Origin of the sequence: Empedobacter sp. UBA5987, from assembly GCF_002429865.1 — a bacterium.
In the GTDB taxonomy this organism is placed as follows: domain Bacteria; phylum Bacteroidota; class Bacteroidia; order Flavobacteriales; family Weeksellaceae; genus Empedobacter; species Empedobacter falsenii_B.
In genome coordinates this window covers 41,670-59,054 of the sequence record NZ_DJBB01000079.1, presented here as the reverse complement: position 1 = coordinate 59,054, position 17,385 = coordinate 41,670, and the positions used below count along the sequence as shown (strand labels likewise).

At 31.8% G+C, this 17,385-nt stretch carries 21 protein-coding genes; all 21 read left to right on the top strand.

The window, feature by feature from the left end; genetic code table 11:
* Positions 1–12: 12 nt before the first annotated feature.
* The 21 genes from rplR to B3J26_RS13625 all read left to right on the top strand — a co-directional run bounded on the left by rplR (position 13) and on the right by B3J26_RS13625 (position 17,293).
* Complete coding sequence (gene rplR, locus B3J26_RS13725; protein WP_038335534.1) at positions 13–363, top strand: 50S ribosomal protein L18; 351 nt, start codon at positions 13–15, stop codon at positions 361–363.
* A 16-nt stretch (positions 364–379) separates the two neighbouring features.
* Complete coding sequence (gene rpsE / locus B3J26_RS13720; RefSeq protein WP_038335536.1) at positions 380–901, top strand: 30S ribosomal protein S5; 522 nt, start codon at positions 380–382, stop codon at positions 899–901.
* Positions 902–912: 11 nt separating this feature from the next.
* Positions 913–1,092 carry a 50S ribosomal protein L30 gene (gene rpmD, locus B3J26_RS13715; RefSeq protein WP_038335538.1) on the top strand — a complete coding sequence of 60 codons (180 nt, stop codon included), beginning with the start codon at positions 913–915 and terminating at the stop codon, positions 1,090–1,092.
* Between the two features lie 30 nt (positions 1,093–1,122).
* On the top strand, positions 1,123–1,578 hold the full coding sequence (gene rplO / locus B3J26_RS13710; protein WP_038335541.1) for a 50S ribosomal protein L15: 456 nt from the start codon (positions 1,123–1,125) through the stop codon (positions 1,576–1,578).
* A 15-nt stretch (positions 1,579–1,593) separates the two neighbouring features.
* Positions 1,594–2,964, top strand: a complete 1,371-nt coding sequence (secY, locus tag B3J26_RS13705; protein ID WP_125349693.1) for a preprotein translocase subunit SecY — start codon at positions 1,594–1,596, stop codon at positions 2,962–2,964.
* A 22-nt stretch (positions 2,965–2,986) separates the two neighbouring features.
* The gene (gene infA / locus B3J26_RS13700; RefSeq protein WP_019974180.1) at positions 2,987–3,202 is read left to right on the top strand and encodes a translation initiation factor IF-1; all 216 of its coding nucleotides are present in this window, start codon (positions 2,987–2,989) and stop codon (positions 3,200–3,202) included.
* Positions 3,203–3,277: 75 nt separating this feature from the next.
* Entirely contained in the window at positions 3,278–3,394 is a 117-nt protein-coding gene (gene ykgO, locus B3J26_RS13695; RefSeq protein ID WP_013598490.1) for a type B 50S ribosomal protein L36, read from the top strand.
* A 12-nt stretch (positions 3,395–3,406) separates the two neighbouring features.
* A complete protein-coding gene (gene rpsM / locus B3J26_RS13690) occupies positions 3,407–3,784 on the top strand; it encodes a 30S ribosomal protein S13 (RefSeq protein ID WP_038335547.1) in 378 nt (125 codons plus the stop codon).
* 11 nt (positions 3,785–3,795) lie between these two features.
* Positions 3,796–4,185 carry a 30S ribosomal protein S11 gene (rpsK, locus tag B3J26_RS13685; protein ID WP_019974178.1) on the top strand — a complete coding sequence of 130 codons (390 nt, stop codon included), beginning with the start codon at positions 3,796–3,798 and terminating at the stop codon, positions 4,183–4,185.
* A 47-nt stretch (positions 4,186–4,232) separates the two neighbouring features.
* Positions 4,233–4,835 (top strand): 30S ribosomal protein S4, encoded by a 603-nt coding sequence (gene rpsD, locus B3J26_RS13680; protein WP_291065850.1) that lies wholly within the window; start codon positions 4,233–4,235, stop codon positions 4,833–4,835.
* Between the two features lie 22 nt (positions 4,836–4,857).
* Positions 4,858–5,850: a DNA-directed RNA polymerase subunit alpha gene (locus tag B3J26_RS13675; RefSeq protein ID WP_038335552.1), complete on the top strand. Its 993-nt coding sequence runs from the start codon at positions 4,858–4,860 to the stop codon at positions 5,848–5,850.
* 12 nt (positions 5,851–5,862) lie between these two features.
* A complete protein-coding gene (gene rplQ / locus B3J26_RS13670) occupies positions 5,863–6,336 on the top strand; it encodes a 50S ribosomal protein L17 (protein ID WP_291065852.1) in 474 nt (157 codons plus the stop codon).
* Positions 6,337–6,456: 120 nt separating this feature from the next.
* Positions 6,457–7,107 (top strand): porin family protein, encoded by a 651-nt coding sequence (locus B3J26_RS13665; protein ID WP_291065854.1) that lies wholly within the window; start codon positions 6,457–6,459, stop codon positions 7,105–7,107.
* Positions 7,108–7,266: 159 nt separating this feature from the next.
* Positions 7,267–8,337: a DUF6263 family protein gene (locus B3J26_RS13660; protein ID WP_291074835.1), complete on the top strand. Its 1,071-nt coding sequence runs from the start codon at positions 7,267–7,269 to the stop codon at positions 8,335–8,337.
* A gap of 1 nt (position 8,338) precedes the next feature.
* A complete protein-coding gene (locus B3J26_RS13655) occupies positions 8,339–8,596 on the top strand; it encodes a hypothetical protein (RefSeq protein WP_291065857.1) in 258 nt (85 codons plus the stop codon).
* On the top strand, positions 8,586–11,231 hold the full coding sequence (locus B3J26_RS13650; protein WP_291074834.1) for a YfhO family protein: 2,646 nt from the start codon (positions 8,586–8,588) through the stop codon (positions 11,229–11,231). Before B3J26_RS13655 ends, B3J26_RS13650 begins: the two co-directional genes overlap by 11 nt.
* Before the next feature lie 7 nt (positions 11,232–11,238).
* Entirely contained in the window at positions 11,239–12,540 is a 1,302-nt protein-coding gene (locus B3J26_RS13645) for a glycosyl transferase family 1 (protein WP_291074833.1), read from the top strand.
* Between the two features lie 59 nt (positions 12,541–12,599).
* Positions 12,600–13,445 carry a GLPGLI family protein gene (locus tag B3J26_RS13640; protein ID WP_291074832.1) on the top strand — a complete coding sequence of 282 codons (846 nt, stop codon included), beginning with the start codon at positions 12,600–12,602 and terminating at the stop codon, positions 13,443–13,445.
* A 158-nt stretch (positions 13,446–13,603) separates the two neighbouring features.
* Positions 13,604–13,840 carry a hypothetical protein gene (locus B3J26_RS13635; RefSeq protein WP_280051333.1) on the top strand — a complete coding sequence of 79 codons (237 nt, stop codon included), beginning with the start codon at positions 13,604–13,606 and terminating at the stop codon, positions 13,838–13,840.
* Positions 13,841–13,909: 69 nt separating this feature from the next.
* Entirely contained in the window at positions 13,910–14,716 is an 807-nt protein-coding gene (locus B3J26_RS13630; protein ID WP_291049324.1) for a GLPGLI family protein, read from the top strand.
* Positions 14,717–14,731: 15 nt separating this feature from the next.
* Positions 14,732–17,293, top strand: a complete 2,562-nt coding sequence (locus tag B3J26_RS13625) for a carboxypeptidase regulatory-like domain-containing protein (RefSeq protein WP_291074831.1) — start codon at positions 14,732–14,734, stop codon at positions 17,291–17,293.
* The last annotated feature ends 92 nt before the right edge of the window (positions 17,294–17,385 follow it).

Below are 17,385 nucleotides of genomic sequence, written 5' to 3'. Positions count from 1 at the left end.
AATCATTGAAAAATGGCATTATCTAAAGTAGAAAAAAGACAAAAAATAAAAAGACGCGTGCGTCGAAATATTTTTGGAACAGAAACTAAACCTCGTTTATCAGTTTACCGTTCTAACAAAGAAATTTACGCTCAAATTATTGACGATAACAATGGAGTAACTTTAGCTTCTGCATCATCTCGTGAAAAAGGTGTTGCTGAAGGTACAAAAACTGAAGTATCTACATCTGTTGGTAAAGCTTTAGCTGCAAAAGCTATCGCAAAAGGAATTGAAACTGTAGTTTTTGACCGTAACGGTTTCGTGTATCATGGTAGAATCAAAGCTTTAGCTGAAGGAGCTAGAGAAGGTGGATTAAAATTCTAAAAAAGAGAAAGAAATTATGTTAGGATTTAAAAACGTAGAAAGAGTAAAACCAACAGGATTAGATTTAAAAGATCGTTTAGTTGGAGTACAACGTGTTACTAAAGTAACAAAAGGAGGTAGAGCATTCGGATTCTCTGCTATTGTTGTAGTAGGAGATGGTAATGGTGTTGTAGGTTACGGTTTAGGGAAATCTAAAGATGTAGCTTCTGCAATCGCTAAAGCAATCGAAGATGCTAAGAAAAACTTAGTACGTGTTCCATTATTTAACAACACAATTCCTCACGAACAAGAAGCTCGTTTCGGTGGTGCGCAAGTATTCATCCGTCCAGCATCAAAAGGTACAGGGGTAATTGCAGGTGGTACAGTACGTGCGGTATTAGAGTCAGTTGGTGTACATGATGTATTGTCAAAATCTAAAGGTTCTTCTAACCCTCACAATGCAGTAAAAGCTACTTTCCGTGCTTTATTAAGCTTACGTTCTGTAGAAACTATTGCACGCCAAAGAGGTATTTCTGTAACTAAAGTATTCAACGGTTAAAAAAAAGTAAAATGAGCAAAGTAAGAGTTAAACAAACACGTAGTGCAATCAACCGTGATAAATCTCAAAAAGCTACATTAGTTGCTTTAGGTTTAAAAAAGTTGAATCAAGTTGTTGAGCACGAATCTACTCCTCAAATCGAAGGAATGATCCGTAAAATCTCACACTTAGTAGTAGTAGAAAGAGCTTAATCGCTTTTAACCTTTTAAAAATTATTAAAAATGAATTTAAGTAATTTAAAACCAGCTGCTGGTTCAGTACAAAATAAATTCCGTAAAGGTAGAGGTGAAGGTAGTGGAAACGGTTTGACAGCAGGTCGTGGACACAAAGGTGCTAAATCTCGTTCTGGTTATTCAAGAAAAATCGGTTTCGAAGGTGGACAAATGCCTTTACAAAGACGTTTACCTAAATTTGGTTTCAAAAACATCAACAGAGTTGAATACACAGGAATCAATTTAGACACAATTCAACAATTAGTTGATAACAACAAAATTACAGATACTTTAAATAAAGAAACATTAGTTCAGTTAGGATTAGCTCACAAAAATGACTTAGTTAAAATCTTAGGTCGTGGTGAGTTAAAAGCTACTGTTAATGTTACTGCTGATAAATTCACTCAAACAGCTCAAGAGGCTATTGAGAAAGCAGGAGGTAAAGTAGAATTAGTTAACGCTTAAGAATATATTTTATAGATGAAAGGGTTTATACAGACCATAAAAAATATCTGGAGCATAAAAGAATTGAAGGATAAGTTACTTGTAACTATCCTTCTATTGTTGGTTTATAGATTCGGTTCTCATATTCCACTTCCAGGTGTCGATATTAACGAGGTTAATCGTTTTGTTGCAGACCAAGAAAATGCAAATTCAGGAATTTTAGGATTATTAAACTCTTTTACCGGAGGTTCTTTTAAGAGAGCTTCCGTATTTGCGTTAGGAATTATGCCTTATATCTCTGCTTCGATTGTTGTACAATTGATGGGATTAGCAGTACCTTACATCCAAAAACTACAAAAAGAAGGAGAAAGCGGACGTAACAAAGTAAATCAAATTACGAGATGGTTGACAATCGGGATTTGTTTGGTGCAAGCACCAGCATACCTTACATTGGTAACTTCTCAAATTTTACCTTACGATCCAACTTCTTCATATGCTATCTATGTAATTCCTCCAACCAACTTTTGGTTCTGGTTCCCTTCAACAATCATTTTGATTACAGGGACAATCTTTGCCATGTGGATGGGTGAAAAAATTACTGACAAAGGTATAGGTAATGGTATTTCAATCTTAATTATGGTTGGTATCCTAGCCGACTTACCAAAAGCAATATTTAATGCATTTGAAGTAGATCCTTCAAACGGTATTTTCTTCTTGATAGAAATGTTAGGGTTAATCCTAGTTATTGCAATGTGTATTATGATTGTTGCAGCGGTGCGTAAAGTACCAGTACAATATGTAAGAAGAGCGCAAACTTCAAGTAGTTCATATATGAGATCAGTTACAGACTCTGTACGTTCATATATTCCACTTAAAGTAAATGCAGCAGGTGTAATGCCTATTATCTTCGCACAAGCAATTATGTTTTTACCAGGAACATTGGCAAACTATTTCTTAGACGAAGGAAGTCCAGTAAAAGCATTCTTCGCGAAAATGGCAGATCCATTTACGTGGGAATATAATTTGATCTTCGGATTACTTATTATTATCTTCACTTATTTCTATACTGCGATCACAATCCCAGTAAACCAAATGGCAGAAGACTTAAAACGTAACGGAGGAATCATCCCCGGAATCCGTCCTGGAAAAGAAACTGCAAATTTTTTAGACGAAATTTTATCAAAAATTACGTTACCTGGAGCAATTTTACTAACTTTGCTTGCTGTTTTGCCAGCGATTGTAAAATTATTAGGTGTAGAACAGAGCTTAGCAATGTTCTTTGGAGGTACATCAATGTTAATTATGGTGGGAGTTATCTTAGATACTGTACAACAAATTAATACATATTTATTAAATCACCGTTACGATGGTTTAATGTCTTCAGGTAGAACTTCAAGAGATATCTAATAAGATTTTATTAAAAAGATTTATGGCTAAACAAAAACATATTGAACAAGACGGTACGATTACAGAAGCATTATCCAATGCAATGTTCCGTGTCGAATTAGAAAATGGACATGTTGTAACATGTAACATATCTGGTAAAATGCGTATGCACTATATCAAATTATTACCAGGTGATCGAGTTAAAATAGAGATGTCTCCTTACGATTTAACGAAAGGTAGAATATCTTACAGATACTAAAAGAAATAATAATGACTGGTGATAGAGTTAATGTAGATACGTTAACTCTATCGGATTATAAATAAATTTACAAAGATGAAAATTAGAGCATCCATTAAAAAGAGAAGTGCTGACTGTAAAATTGTGCGTCGTAAAGGACGTTTGTATGTGATCAACAAAAAGAATCCTAAGTTTAAACAAAGACAAGGTTAATTATTTAGAATTATGGCAAGAATTTCAGGTGTAGATTTACCTAAAAACAAAAGAGGGGTAATCGGACTTACATACATTTACGGGATCGGAAGAAGCAGTGCTTCTAAAATCTTAGCTGAAAATAACATTTCAGAAGATACAAAAGTTAGCGAATGGACTGATGAAGAAATCAACGCAATCCGTGCATCGATCAATGAAACTTTCAAAGTAGAAGGTGAATTAAGATCAGAAATCCAATTAAACATCAAACGTTTAATGGATATCGGATGTCAAAGAGGTATTCGTCACAGATTAGGTTTACCATTACGTGGTCAAAGAACAAAAAATAACTCACGTACAAGAAAAGGTAAAAAGAAAACAGTTGCTAACAAGAAAAAAGCCACTAAATAATAAATAGGATCATGGCAAAAAATCAGAAAGTAGTAAAGAAAAGAAAAGTAGTTATTGAAGCTACTGGACAAGCTCATATTCAAGCATCGTTTAACAACGTTATCGTTACTTTAACTAACAAAAACGGTGAAGTTATCTCTTGGTCTTCAGCAGGTAAAATGGGATTCCGTGGATCTAAAAAGAACACTCCTTACGCTGCTCAAGTAGCTGCACAAGATGCAACAACAGTTGCATACGAAGCAGGATTAAGAAGAGTAAAAGTATTCGTGAAAGGACCAGGTCAAGGTCGTGAATCTGCTATTAGAACAATTCATAACGGTGGTATCGAGGTTTCTGAAATCGTTGATGTTACTCCATTACCACACAATGGATGTCGTCCACCTAAAAAGAGAAGAGTATAATCATTTTTCTCAATTTAATTATTTAATATATTTAATAGTAACAAATCATGGCAAGATATACAGGACCAAAAACTAAAATTGCAAGAAAATTTGGACAACCAATTTTCGGTGACGATAAATCTTTTGAGAAAAAGAAATATCCTCCAGGGCAACACGGACCTAACAAAAGAAGAGCTAAAAAATCAGAATACGCTATTCAGTTAACTGAAAAACAAAAAGCAAAATATACTTACGGTATTTTAGAGCGTCAATTTGCTAACTTATACAAAAAAGCAAATGCTTCTAAAGGAATTACAGGTGAAGTATTATTACAATTATGTGAATCTCGTTTAGATAACGTAGTTTACCGTTTAGGTATCGCAAACTCACGTAGTGCTGCACGTCAATTAGTATCTCACAAACACATAACTGTAAACGGAGAAATTGTGAACATCCCTTCTTACCAATTAAAAGCTGGTGATGTAATCGCTGTTAGAGAAAAATCGAAATCTTTAACTGCAATCACAAACTCTTTACACGCACGTAGCGAGTACGATTGGTTAATTTGGAACGACGAACAAAAATCAGGAACTTTCACAAAAGCTCCAGAAAGAGTTCAAATTCCAGAAGATATTAAAGAGCAATTAATCGTCGAGTTATATTCTAAATAAACCTTAAAATCAGACTAATAAAATGACTATTTTAAATTTCATCAAACCTGACAAAGTAATCTTAGTAGAGTCTGACTCTAAATTCGGACAATTCGAGTTCCGTCCATTAGAGCCAGGATACGGGATTACAGTTGGAAATGCTCTACGTAGAGTGTTACTTTCTTCATTAGAAGGATATGCGATCACTTCAATCAAAATTGAAGGAGTTGAGCACGAATTTTCAACTATTCCAGGAGTAGTGGAAGATGTTACAGAGATCATTTTAAATCTGAAAAAGGTTCGTTTTAAGAAACAAATTGATGAATCAGATGCTGAAACTGTAACTGCTACTATCTCAGGGCAAGATCAATTAACAGCAGGTGATTTAGGGAAATTTATTTCTGGATTCCAAGTTTTAAACCCTGAATTAGTTATCGCTAACTTAGACGCTAAAGTAAACGTAACAATTACATTTACAATCGAAAAAGGTAGAGGATACGTACCAGCTGATGAGAATAAAAAGGCTTCTGCGCCAATCGGTACTATAGCAATTGACTCAATTTACACTCCAATTAAGAATGTAAAATACGCAATTGAAAACTATCGTGTAGAACAAAAAACTGACTACGAAAAATTAGTTTTTGAAATTACAACAGATGGTTCTATAACACCTCAAGATGCTTTAACTGAAGCAGCTAAAATCTTAATTCACCACTTTATGTTATTCTCAGATGAGAGAATTACATTAGAAGCGGAAGAAGTTGCATCTGGTGAAACTTATGATGAAGAAGCATTACATATGCGCCAATTATTGAAAACAAAATTGGTAGATATGGATTTATCAGTAAGAGCATTAAATTGTTTAAAAGCAGCTGAAGTTGAAACATTAGGCGAATTAGTTTCTTTCGCTAAGTCTGACTTAATGAAATTCAGAAACTTTGGTAAGAAATCTCTTACAGAGTTAGAAGAATTGGTGGACAGCAAAGGTCTTAACTTTGGAATGGACATCGTAAAATATAAGTTAGACGTAGAATAATTTTATTAAAAAATGAGACACGGAAAAAAATTTAACCATTTAGGTAGAACTGCCTCTCATAGAAGAGCTTTATTATCTAATTTAGCTATAGCGTTGATTACTCACAAGAGAATTAACACAACAGTAGCAAAGGCTAAAGCATTACAAACATATGTTGAGCCTTTATTGACAAAGTCTAAAACAGACGATACTAACAACCGTCGCGTTGTATTTTCATACTTACAAGATAAAGAAGCTGTAACTGAATTATTCAGAACTGTAGCTCCTAAAATTGCAAATCGTCCAGGAGGATACACTCGTATCATCAAAACAGGATTCCGTTTAGGTGACGGTGCTGATACTGCAATGATCGAGTTAGTAGATTTCAATGATATCTACACTAACGCGAAAGTAGAGAAAAAAGCAACTACACGTCGTAGTAAAAAAAGTACTAAAAAAGAAGAAGCTGCACCAGCTGCTGAAACTGAAAGTACAGAAGAAGCATAATCTATTCGATTATATAGTAAAAAGCCTCCCAATTTGGGAGGCTTTTTTTGTTGATACTTATTTCTTCAACTCTCAATTATTATTATTATTATTATTATTTTTACTATAAAATAGTATTGTATGAAAAAAATCTACACTTTATTAACTTTTATCAGTTTAAGCATGTTTGCGCAAGCGCAAACAACTTTAGGAATGAGATTAGGTTCTAATTTTTCTAATGTTAGCTTTTCAGAAAATAAAGAGCTTATTAACTCTAAATTCAAATTTGGGCCATCAGTAGGCATTTATGTTAACATCCCTTTTGATAAAAATTTTTCAATTCAACCAGAACTTTTATATTCTTCACAAGGTTTCAGAACAAAAGAAGATTTTAGTTTTGAAGGTTTAATGTATGAATCTGAAGGAAAATTTAAAACAGACTATATTGCCTTACCTGTTCTTGCAAAATATAAGATGGAGAATGGAATGACTTTCGAAGTAGGTCCGCAACTTTCTTATTTTTATTTGGGAAAATATACACGTCAAATAGATATCAGGAATCATCAAGGTATTATTCAAACAATTTCTGAACGAGTAGATCTAAAAGATGATATTGATGATTTTAAAGATTTGGACTTTTCTGTAGTTGGAGGAATTGGGTATGATTTTAAATTCGGTGCTTCTATCAATGCGCGTTATACATACGGAATAACCAATTTTAATAAAGAAGATGACATTAAATCGAGAAATCACTATTTCAGTTTATCGCTTGCTATTCCATTTATCAAATAAGAAAAGCCATTCATTAGAATGGCTTTTCTTATTTGAATTGAATTTCTGATAAGTAATTATGTATGATTGATTTAAAATCTTAATGTTAAAAAATCAACTAAAATCCTTATTTTTGGATTGATTTTGGCAATAAACCAATTATCAAACATAAATATTTATATGAAAAAAATACTATTCATGATGGCTGTTGCAGTGGCAGTTGTTTCATGTAAAAAAGATGATAAAGTCGTAGGAAAAGATAAAGACGGAAAAGAATTAATTGTGAACGAAAAAGGCGATACAGTTGCCAAAACAGAAACAACAGATTCTTTGAAAGTCGCTGAAACGCCTGTTGAGTCAGAAGTTGTAGCAATAACAAAAGGTGCAGATGACAAATATGCATACAAATACAATTTGGAGATAGGAAAAACTTATCCAATGACGTTGGGAATCAAAACAACTCACACGGCTTCGGATGGGAAACAATCTCAAAAAATGTCAAGTGAAAGTAAAAAACAAATTGATTATACGGTAAAAGATTTCAAAGATGGTGTGTATACATTAGAAGTGAAATCTAAACAATATAGCGAGAAAATGACAGATCCTTCGGGAAAATCAATTTCGTATGATACAAATGCTGTAAAACCAGCGAACAAAGATATTGCGGTTTCTTGGTCGATTTACAAAGCGATGACAGGGAAAACGTATACAATGAAAGTTGATCAGAAAGGAAAAGTTGTAAGCGTTGATGGATTAGAAGGAATCAAAACTTCAATTCTTAATTCTGTGAAAAAACAAGTTTCTGCAGAAGAGTTCAAATTCTTTACACAGATTATCGACAATTCATTAAACAAACAAGCGATTTCTTCTCAGTTTGAAGAAACGATGAATATTTTCCCTAACAAAACCTTAGCGCTTAAAGAATCTTGGAGCGATAGTCAAAAAATTGATCAAGGTCCAATGAAAGGAAATATTTCAATGAAGAGAACTTTATCAAGTGTTGAGCCTGCAAATACGACAATTACTGTAAATGGAACGCAAAGTTTGAAAGGTAATGAGTCGCAACAAGGTGTTACAATGTCTGCGAATAGTAGTGCGAATGTAGATGGTAAAATTTTGTTGGACACTAAATCTGGTTGGATCAACAAAGTTAATTTAACGAAAAAGGAAACATTAAAACGTACAGTAGAAGCGCAAGGTCAAAAACAAATGATGACTGAGTCGGTTACAACTGTCACAACAGTTAACTAAAATGAAAACAATTCTTTGGGTTCTAATTTTAAGTATTATTTTCTTAACGATTTTTAGATTTTTAAGAAAAGTATTTGCAGTGAAAAAGGTTTTTCAAGAAGCAATTAATCAGCAAAGAAATGCTTATAATCAGAGCCAAAACTCAAATGATTCGTACAACGAATCGAAACCAAACACATCTTTCGACAAACCGAAATATAATATAGACGCCGAAACGGTGGATTACGAAATAATCGAAGAAAAAAAGGATGAAAAATAAAAAGAATTTACTCTACGTTCTTATCTCATTGCTGCTTTTTGCAGTGATTGCATTGGTGTATTGTTCACCAGTTTTATCGGGAAAATCTGTTATTCAGCCTGATATTATCAACTACAAGGGTAGTGCGCAAGAAATGTTGACGTATCAAGACAAAACAGGAGAAAATGTCTATTGGTCTGATGCGATGTTTGGTGGAATGCCAACCTATCAAACTGGTGCGAAATATAGTTTTGATATCATCAAAACCATTGATGGCGCATTCAGATTTTTACCGCGTCCAGCAGATTACATTTTCTTGTTGTTTACAGGATTTTTTATTCTTGGCTTAACGCTTTTCAAAAAGTGGCAATATGCTTTAGTCGGTGCAATTTTCTTTGCTTTTAGTTCGTATTATTTTGAGCTGATTGCAGCAGGGCATAACGGAAAGCTCCATACAATTGGTTATTTCGCGCCTTTTGTTGCCGGAATTCTTTTATTGTATCGTAAAAAATACATTGCAGGTTTTGTACTTACAACCTTGTTTATGGGATTGCAATTACAAGCCAATCACATTCAAATGACGTTCTATTTGTTTTTAGCGATGTTGGTTTTTGCAATTGTTCAATTTATTGATAGTTTAAAGAAAAAAGAATTACCAGATTTCTTAAAATCATCTGCATTAGTAGTTGTCGCTTTAATTATTGCAGCAGGATTGAATGCAAATCGATTATTGTCAACTTACGAATACAGTAAAGAAACAACTCGTGGAAAATCTGAGATGACCTTGTTGAAAAAGAATTCGAACGGATTAGATCACGATTATATCACACAATGGAGTTATGGAAAATTAGAAACATTAAATCTTTTTATTCCAAATTTGATGGGTGGTGGTTCGCAAACGAATCCAGAAGATTTAAAGAATTATACATCAGAATTACAAAATACACAATATAGTCTTGGTGAAGACGAGTTCAATCAGCAAGTTTTTCAAGCTGTGGCAAGTCAACCGAGAAGTGCATATTGGGGAGATCAGCCAGGAACTTCTGGTCCAGCTTATCAGGGAGCTGTAGTCGTTTTCTTGTTTATTATCGGAATGTTTATGGTACGTGGAAAATACGCGACCTATAAAAAATGGTTAGTTGGAGCAACGATTCTAAGTTTCATTTTGGCTTGGGGTAAAAATTTACCATTCGTTACCAACTTATTCATTGATTATTTCCCGATGTATGATAAGTTCCGCGCTGTATCATCAATCTTGGTAATTGCCGAATTTACAATGCCTTTCTTAGCAATTTTGACTTTATATTATTTCTTTAATTCTGACGAATCAGATGAATTCAAAAAGAAAGTACTTTATATAGCTGGTGGTTCTACAGTCGGAATTCTAATTATTTTCTTCTTATTCGGTGGAATGATTTTTCCATTTACATCAGAGAATGAAAAATTAATGACTGAACAATTAATCGGACAAATTCAGCAAGCAAATCCAAATGCAATCGGACTTTGGGATGGATTAATAAAACGATTAGATGAAGCATTAATTCAAGATAGAATTTCTATGTTTAAAGCGGATACAGTTCGCACATTGATTTTTGTTTTGTTCACAATGGCTTTGTTGTTGGCTTATTTATTCAAGTTTATCAAAAAACCAATTATCGTTATTTTAGCGATTGGTGCGTTGGCTTTTATTGATGGATTTACGGTGAATAAAAGATATTTGAACGAAGATAATTTTGTGTCTAAATATATTGTTGACAATCCTTTCCCAACAGAAATGTCGCCTCGTTTACAAACCGAAGCTCAGAACAATAATAATGTAGCGCAAATTGCTTACAAAGTTCCGTTGAACAATTTATTATCAAATATTTCAAAACAAGATAAATCGCATTTTCGTGTATACAACACAGTTTTGAGTACGTTTAACGAAGCTGGAACTTCATATTTTGTTCCTTCAATTGGTGGTTATCATGCAGCGAAATTAGGAAAATACCAAGATGTTGTGGATATCTATTTTTCGCAAGATCCACAATTGAAAAAATACGGAATCAAAGATGAAACAGGTTTGATTAATGTATTGAATATGATGAATACGAAATACATTATTCATGGAAGTCCAACTGAGCCGCAAGTGCAGCAAAATCCTACAGCTTTGGGAAGTGCGTGGTTAGCTTCAAATATTAAATGGACAGAAAATGCCAATGACGAAATCTTAGCGATAAATTCTACACCAATTAATAACACGGTAATTTTACGTAAAGATTTGGTTGAGAATAAAAACATGAATGTTTCGGCAGATACTAATGCGAAAATTGAATTGGTTGATTATTCACCGATGAAAATGACGTACAAATCTTCTTCTAACACAGATCAAATTGCTGTTTTCTCAGAAGTTTATTATCCGCACGGTTGGATTGTAACGGTTGATGGAAAAGAAGTTCCGATCGAAAAAGCGAATTATGTTTTGCGTGCAGTTCCCGTACAAAAAGGAAATCACACAATTGTAATGGAATTTAACCCACAAGTTATTTCTACTGGAAATATAATTGTGATTGTTTCTAATATTTTACTTTTAATCGTTGTGGCTGGAGGTATTTATTTGGGATATAAAAAATGTTCTATAAAAGAGAATTTAAACTTAGCCGCTGAAAAGGCTTAATTTTAGAATGAAAAAAATATTAATCATCACCTATTACTGGCCTCCTGCGGGAGGTCCTGGTGTTCAAAGATGGTTGAAATTCACAAAATATCTTCCTGAATTTGGATATGATACGTATGTTTATATTCCTGAAAATCCTTCGTATCCAATTATTGACGAAACCTTAGCCAAGGATATCAATCCGAATGTTAAAATTGTAAAAAATAAAATTTGGGAACCTTATCAGTTAGCAGAAAAACTGAATCCAAAAAACAAAGCATATAAAGGTGGACATTTCGAGAAGAAAGAAAATCAATCTTTCATGTCGAAATTGTCTGTTTTTGTAAGAGGAAACTTTTTTATTCCTGATGCACGCAAGTTTTGGGTAAATCCTTCTGTCGAATTCTTAAAAGATTATCTTGAAAAAGAGAATATTGATACAATTGTTACTTCTGGTCCACCTCATAGCTTACATTTAATTGGCTTGAAGCTGAAAAAACAATTCCCAAATCTCAAATGGTTAGCAGATTTTCGTGATCCTTGGACACAAATTAGTTACCACAAAGAATTGAAATTAACTTCTTGGGCCGCACAAAAACACGAAAATTTAGAACGTGAAGTGATGCAAAAAGCTGATGTTGTTTTGGCAACAAGCTATGCAGATGCTGAAAACTTCAAGAAAATTGGAGCAAAACATGTCGAAGTAATTACCAATGGTTTTGAAGAAGTAAAACAAACGATTACAAAAGATCAAAAACATTTTCAACTTACTTATTCAGGTGGATTAGAGATGCTTCGAAATCCTGTTGCATTGTGGAAAGCTTTAGCTGAATTAACTTCCGAAAATCAATCATTCAAAGAAGATTTAAAACTTAATTTTTATGGTTCTTTAGCTGATGACGTCAAACAAACAGTGATTGATGCAGGTTTAGAGAAAAACTTGGTTGCACATGGTTACGTTTCACATCAAGAGTCATTGAACGCTATTAATACAGCAAATGTTTTGATTTTGACCAACTTTGATAATGTTGCATCTAAAGGAATTATTCCAGGGAAATTATTCGAATATATGGCAACTGGAAATCCAATTTTAGCAGTTGGTCCAGCAGATGCTGATGTCGAAAAAATACTTCAAAAAACTAAAGCAGGTGATTATTTTTATCATCAACAAGTGAATGAAATCAAAACGTATATTCTCTCGATTTACAATCAATGGTTGAAAAATCCAAACCAAAAATTTGAAACAAACGAAGAGGAAGTTCAACAATTCAACCGTAAAAACTTGACTAAAAAGTTGGTTGACGTGATAAATAATTTAAAAATAAATTAATACTATATTTGTAGAATAAAAATATTTATAGTAATTTCATCATAATTAACAACCTTATAATGAAATTACTATACTATTTTATCATTTTTATTGGTTGCATTGTATATGCACAGCCACAAATAAAAACTGATATATCCTTTGCGCCTATTAAATATTCGCAAACGAATTACGAGTTGTCCAATTACAACATTATTTATGACTACAAAATTGTTCGTAATGTAAAAAAACCTGAAAAAACAAAAACTGGTTTAGCACTTTTACAAATTGGTAAACGTTACAATAAATTCGTCGATTACAATCAAATCGGTACGGATTCTATTCTTGAAAGTTTTAGTCATTTACCTACAATTAAGACGAATGAATTTAATCAAATAATGTCTCAAAGTTTTAAATCTGCTTTTAAATATCAACTTATTCTAAAGAAAGAAAATGATGAACTTACATTTGTTGATAGAATCTCTCCGAATGATTTTCTTTACAAAGAAACGTTACCAAAATTAGATTGGAAACTACTGAATGATACCAAACAAATATTGAATTATACTGCAAAAAAAGCGACTGTAAACTACGGTGGTAGAAAATGGACGGCTTGGTACACTGACGAAATCCCAATGAATGCTGGTCCGTATAAATTTTATGGTTTGCCTGGTCTTATTTTAGAGATTTATGATGATAAAGAACATTATCATTTTACAGCAAACGCTATCAACCAAAATCCTAAACAAATCTATTTAGCACAAGGTGAAAAAACACCTATAGAAGTTAAGAAAACAGAATTCTATAAAGCCGAAAAAGATTACAACGAAAATGCAGGTGAAAGACTAAAAGGAGTTGCACTTGACGAAAATAAGAAAGCTATAACCAATTTTGGTGAAATGCCTTATAACCCTATTGAATTGGAGTAAGAATTTAATATATTTTATTCGTTTTTAATTACTTAAATTACAAAACGATTTGTTTTATTCATTTATTATTATTGATGTAATTAACGTTAATGAGGCAATTGTAGGTTGCAAACTATGATTGATTATTAAAAAACTAAATTACTTAAAAAATGAAAAAAATGTTATTAACAAGTGCTTTTGCACTTATCGGAACTTTTGCAATGGCAAATGAAACTAACACTACTACAGTTGTAGAAAAAGAATGTGATTTATTTAAATCAAGTACAGAATGTGGAGGTTATATAATGGCTTGCAAAGATAAAGACGCAACTTGGGATTTAGCAGCAATAAATGAAGCAGATAAAAAGCTATGTGAAATGGAAAAATTAATAGAATCTATTCCACCTGCAAATTAAAGTAATAATCTAATAAATTATGTAGATAATTAAATAAATATTATTTAGTTATCTACATTTATCGATACCATGAAAAAGCTATTATATATATTATTATTAATACCAATTATCTCTTTATGTCAATCATATGAATTTGTATATAATTACACATATAAATATGACAGTTTACATCCTAATAATATAATTGAAGAAGATATATTTGTTTTAAGAAACGATATCGATAGATATTATGTTTCTAAAAATACTTACAACATTAATGAAATTGAGTATTTAGCTAATCTCAATAACGAGAATCCTCAAACAACTTGGAGTAAATTAGGTCAAATTCCTAATTCTAAACTAACCACTATCATCTACGAGAAAGCTTCAAATACAATGATTCTTAATTCTAAATTAGGAACAATCAATTATGAAACAGAATTAAGTTTTCCTGATATCATATGGAATTTAAAAGATGAAAAGCATAAAAATAATATTGAATTAAAAAAAGCTACTACTACTTACTTAGGGCGTCAGTGGATTGCTTGGTATAATGATAATATTCCCATTAACGATGGTCCATTTATTTTCAAAAATTTACCAGGACTAATTGTAGAATTATATGATGTAGAAAATAATTACAACTGGACTTTATCCCAATATAAATACGATGTTAATAATCAAAACAAAGAAATTTTAGCTAAAAGAATTAAAAAAGCAATTAAACTTTCAAATAAAGAATTTAATAATATCATAAATCAGGACTTCATGGACCCAACTATTTCAATTGAAAGCGCTGGAATACAAGTTTCCGAAGATAAAAAAACAAAAATAAGAGAGTTTTTAAAAAATCAAAAATATAGATTTATAATTAAAGATTTAATGCTATACCTATAAAATATCATTATCAATTTGAAAGCCCAATTAACACTATTATTTGCTTTATTTTTTCACTTTATTTTTGCACAACTTACTATTTCTGGTGTTGTTAAAAATGAAGAAGGAAAACCTATTTCTGGTGCTAATGTTACCATTTCACCAAGTACTTCGGACGAAACGTTGGCATACTTTATTACAAAATCTGATGGTAAATATTCTATCAAAATAGATAATCCATCGCACGAAACCTATGAAATTAAGGTTCGTGCGATGAATTATGCTTTTACTTCAGATTTGGTAAATGAATCGTCTACAAACTTTGATTTCACTTTACAAGAAAAAGCTATCGAGTTAAAAGAAGTTAAATTAAAAGAATCTCCAATTCGCAAAAAAGGCGACACAATTGCCTATGATGTCAGTAATTTTAAAGATATAAAAGACCGTTCTATAGCAGATGTGATCAAAAAAATGCCTGGAATAGAAATCGAAAATTCTGGTAGAATCTTGTATCAAGGCGAACCAATCAATAAATACTACATCGAAGGAATGGATTTGTTGGGCGGAAAATATGCATTAGCAAACGAAAATCTTTCTGCAGACGCTGTGGATAAAGTACAAATTTTAGAGAATCATCAACCGATCAAGATTTTAGACAGTTTGGTTTATAGCTCTAAAGCCGCATTAAATATCAAATTAAAAAGCAAAATTACCTATTCTGGTAAAGCAGAAGTTGGTCTTGGCGCTTCACCATTGTTGTATCAGGCGAATATTACACCAATGTTGTTCACAAAAAAGCAACAAATGATAGGTTCTTATCAAGGAAATAATCGTGGAAATGATGTTTCTCGTCAATTAAAAACCTTAAGTCTTGAAGATTTTTTAAATGACTCTGAAAAATTTTCGAACGAAAGTTGGTTATCAATTGCAGGTGTACAAACTCCCAATTTTGATGGCGAACGTTGGTTAGATAATGCAATAAATATTGGTTCTTGGAATCATCTTTTCAAGTTGAGAAAAGAATTAGATTTACGAGTTAACATTTCATATCACAACGATTTTCAAAAGCGATTCGGAGAAACAAACACACAATATTTTTTACCAACAGGTGATATATTTCTCAACGAAATCAAAAAAAATTATTTGCAAATAGAAAGTCTTAATCTAAAAGCAACATTATCTCAAAATAGTTCTAAAAATTATCTTGAAAATGTCTTGGAATTTAAAGGAGACTGGAACAGTTCGAGAGGAGATCTCAATCAAAACAATAATTTTATTACACAACGTTTGGCTCAACCAAATCGTCAATTTACCAATCAGTTTAATACAATTAGAAAAATTGGTAATCAATTGATCACGTTTAAATCCAATATTGCGTACAGAAATTATAACGAGAATTTAAGTGTTTCTCCTGGAGTTTTTACTGATTTTATAAACAACGGAAATGATTATCAAAATGTGTTTCAACAAATTAATTTTGAGAAATTTTCGACAAATAATTTCGCTGAATTTTCAAAAGGAATAAAAGCTTTAACGCTACAATCAAAAATTGGAATTAAGTACACCAATCATACAATGAAAAGTGATTTGTTAGCAGATAATCAACCAATAAATTCTACTTTTACTAACAATACACGCTGGTCAACTTTAAATCCGTATGTAGAAAATAACTTTTCGTACAGAAAGAATCGACTTAATTTTTCTTTTGGAATTCCTTTTCAGTGGTATAATTTAGAGAATAATTCTTTCGGAAATAAAACTTCATACAATCGTTTTTACATCGAACCAAAATTTAATATAGGTTTAGAATTTTCAAAATTCTGGAAAGTATCAACCTCGCATAATTTCTCTAATGATTTGGGGAGTTTAACACGTTTGCACGAAGGATTTATATTGTATCGATACAATTCTATTCAGCAAAATGATGGAGATTTTAATGAAGTGAAAAAATGGAATTCTTCTTTACGTTTCGAGTATAAAAATCCGATAAAATCTAGGTTTATCAATTTTGGATATTCGTACAATTGGACAGAAAATAACTTAATCTACAATTATAACTATAGTGCGGATGCAAGTACTGTTTTAGAAGCTTTGTACTTAAAAAATCATCAAAAAACACATTCTGTTAATGCTAAAATAAGTCAATATTTTTCTAAAATTAAGACAACATTTAATTTAGCTGGAGGTTATAATTTTACAACCTACGATCAATTATTAAATGATGATTTAATCGAAATTCACAATACCATTTTAACTTCTAATTTTGATGCATCTTTCAGATTATTAAGTTGGATGACTTTTGAATATAAATACGGTTTAACCAATTATAAAAATAAATTATCAGGAAACTCAAGTTCACGATCAATCACCAATCAAATCCACCAAATAGGATTACATTTTTTTCCTGCAGATCAGCATTATATAAAACTTAATTTTGATTTGTATGTTAATGATGATTCAAGATTAAATCCAAATTCAACTTTCGGAGATTTAATGTATCGTTATTCATTAAAAAAGAAGAAAATAGATTTTGAATTGTCTGCTTATAATCTTTTTAATGAAAAATATTTTTCTCAAAACAGTTTTTCTTCCAATTAAGAACAACGATTTATCTATAAGTTGAGACCAACTCAAGTTATGTTTACCACTCGATTTAATTTTTAATTTATCAACCTCATAATTATTAACTT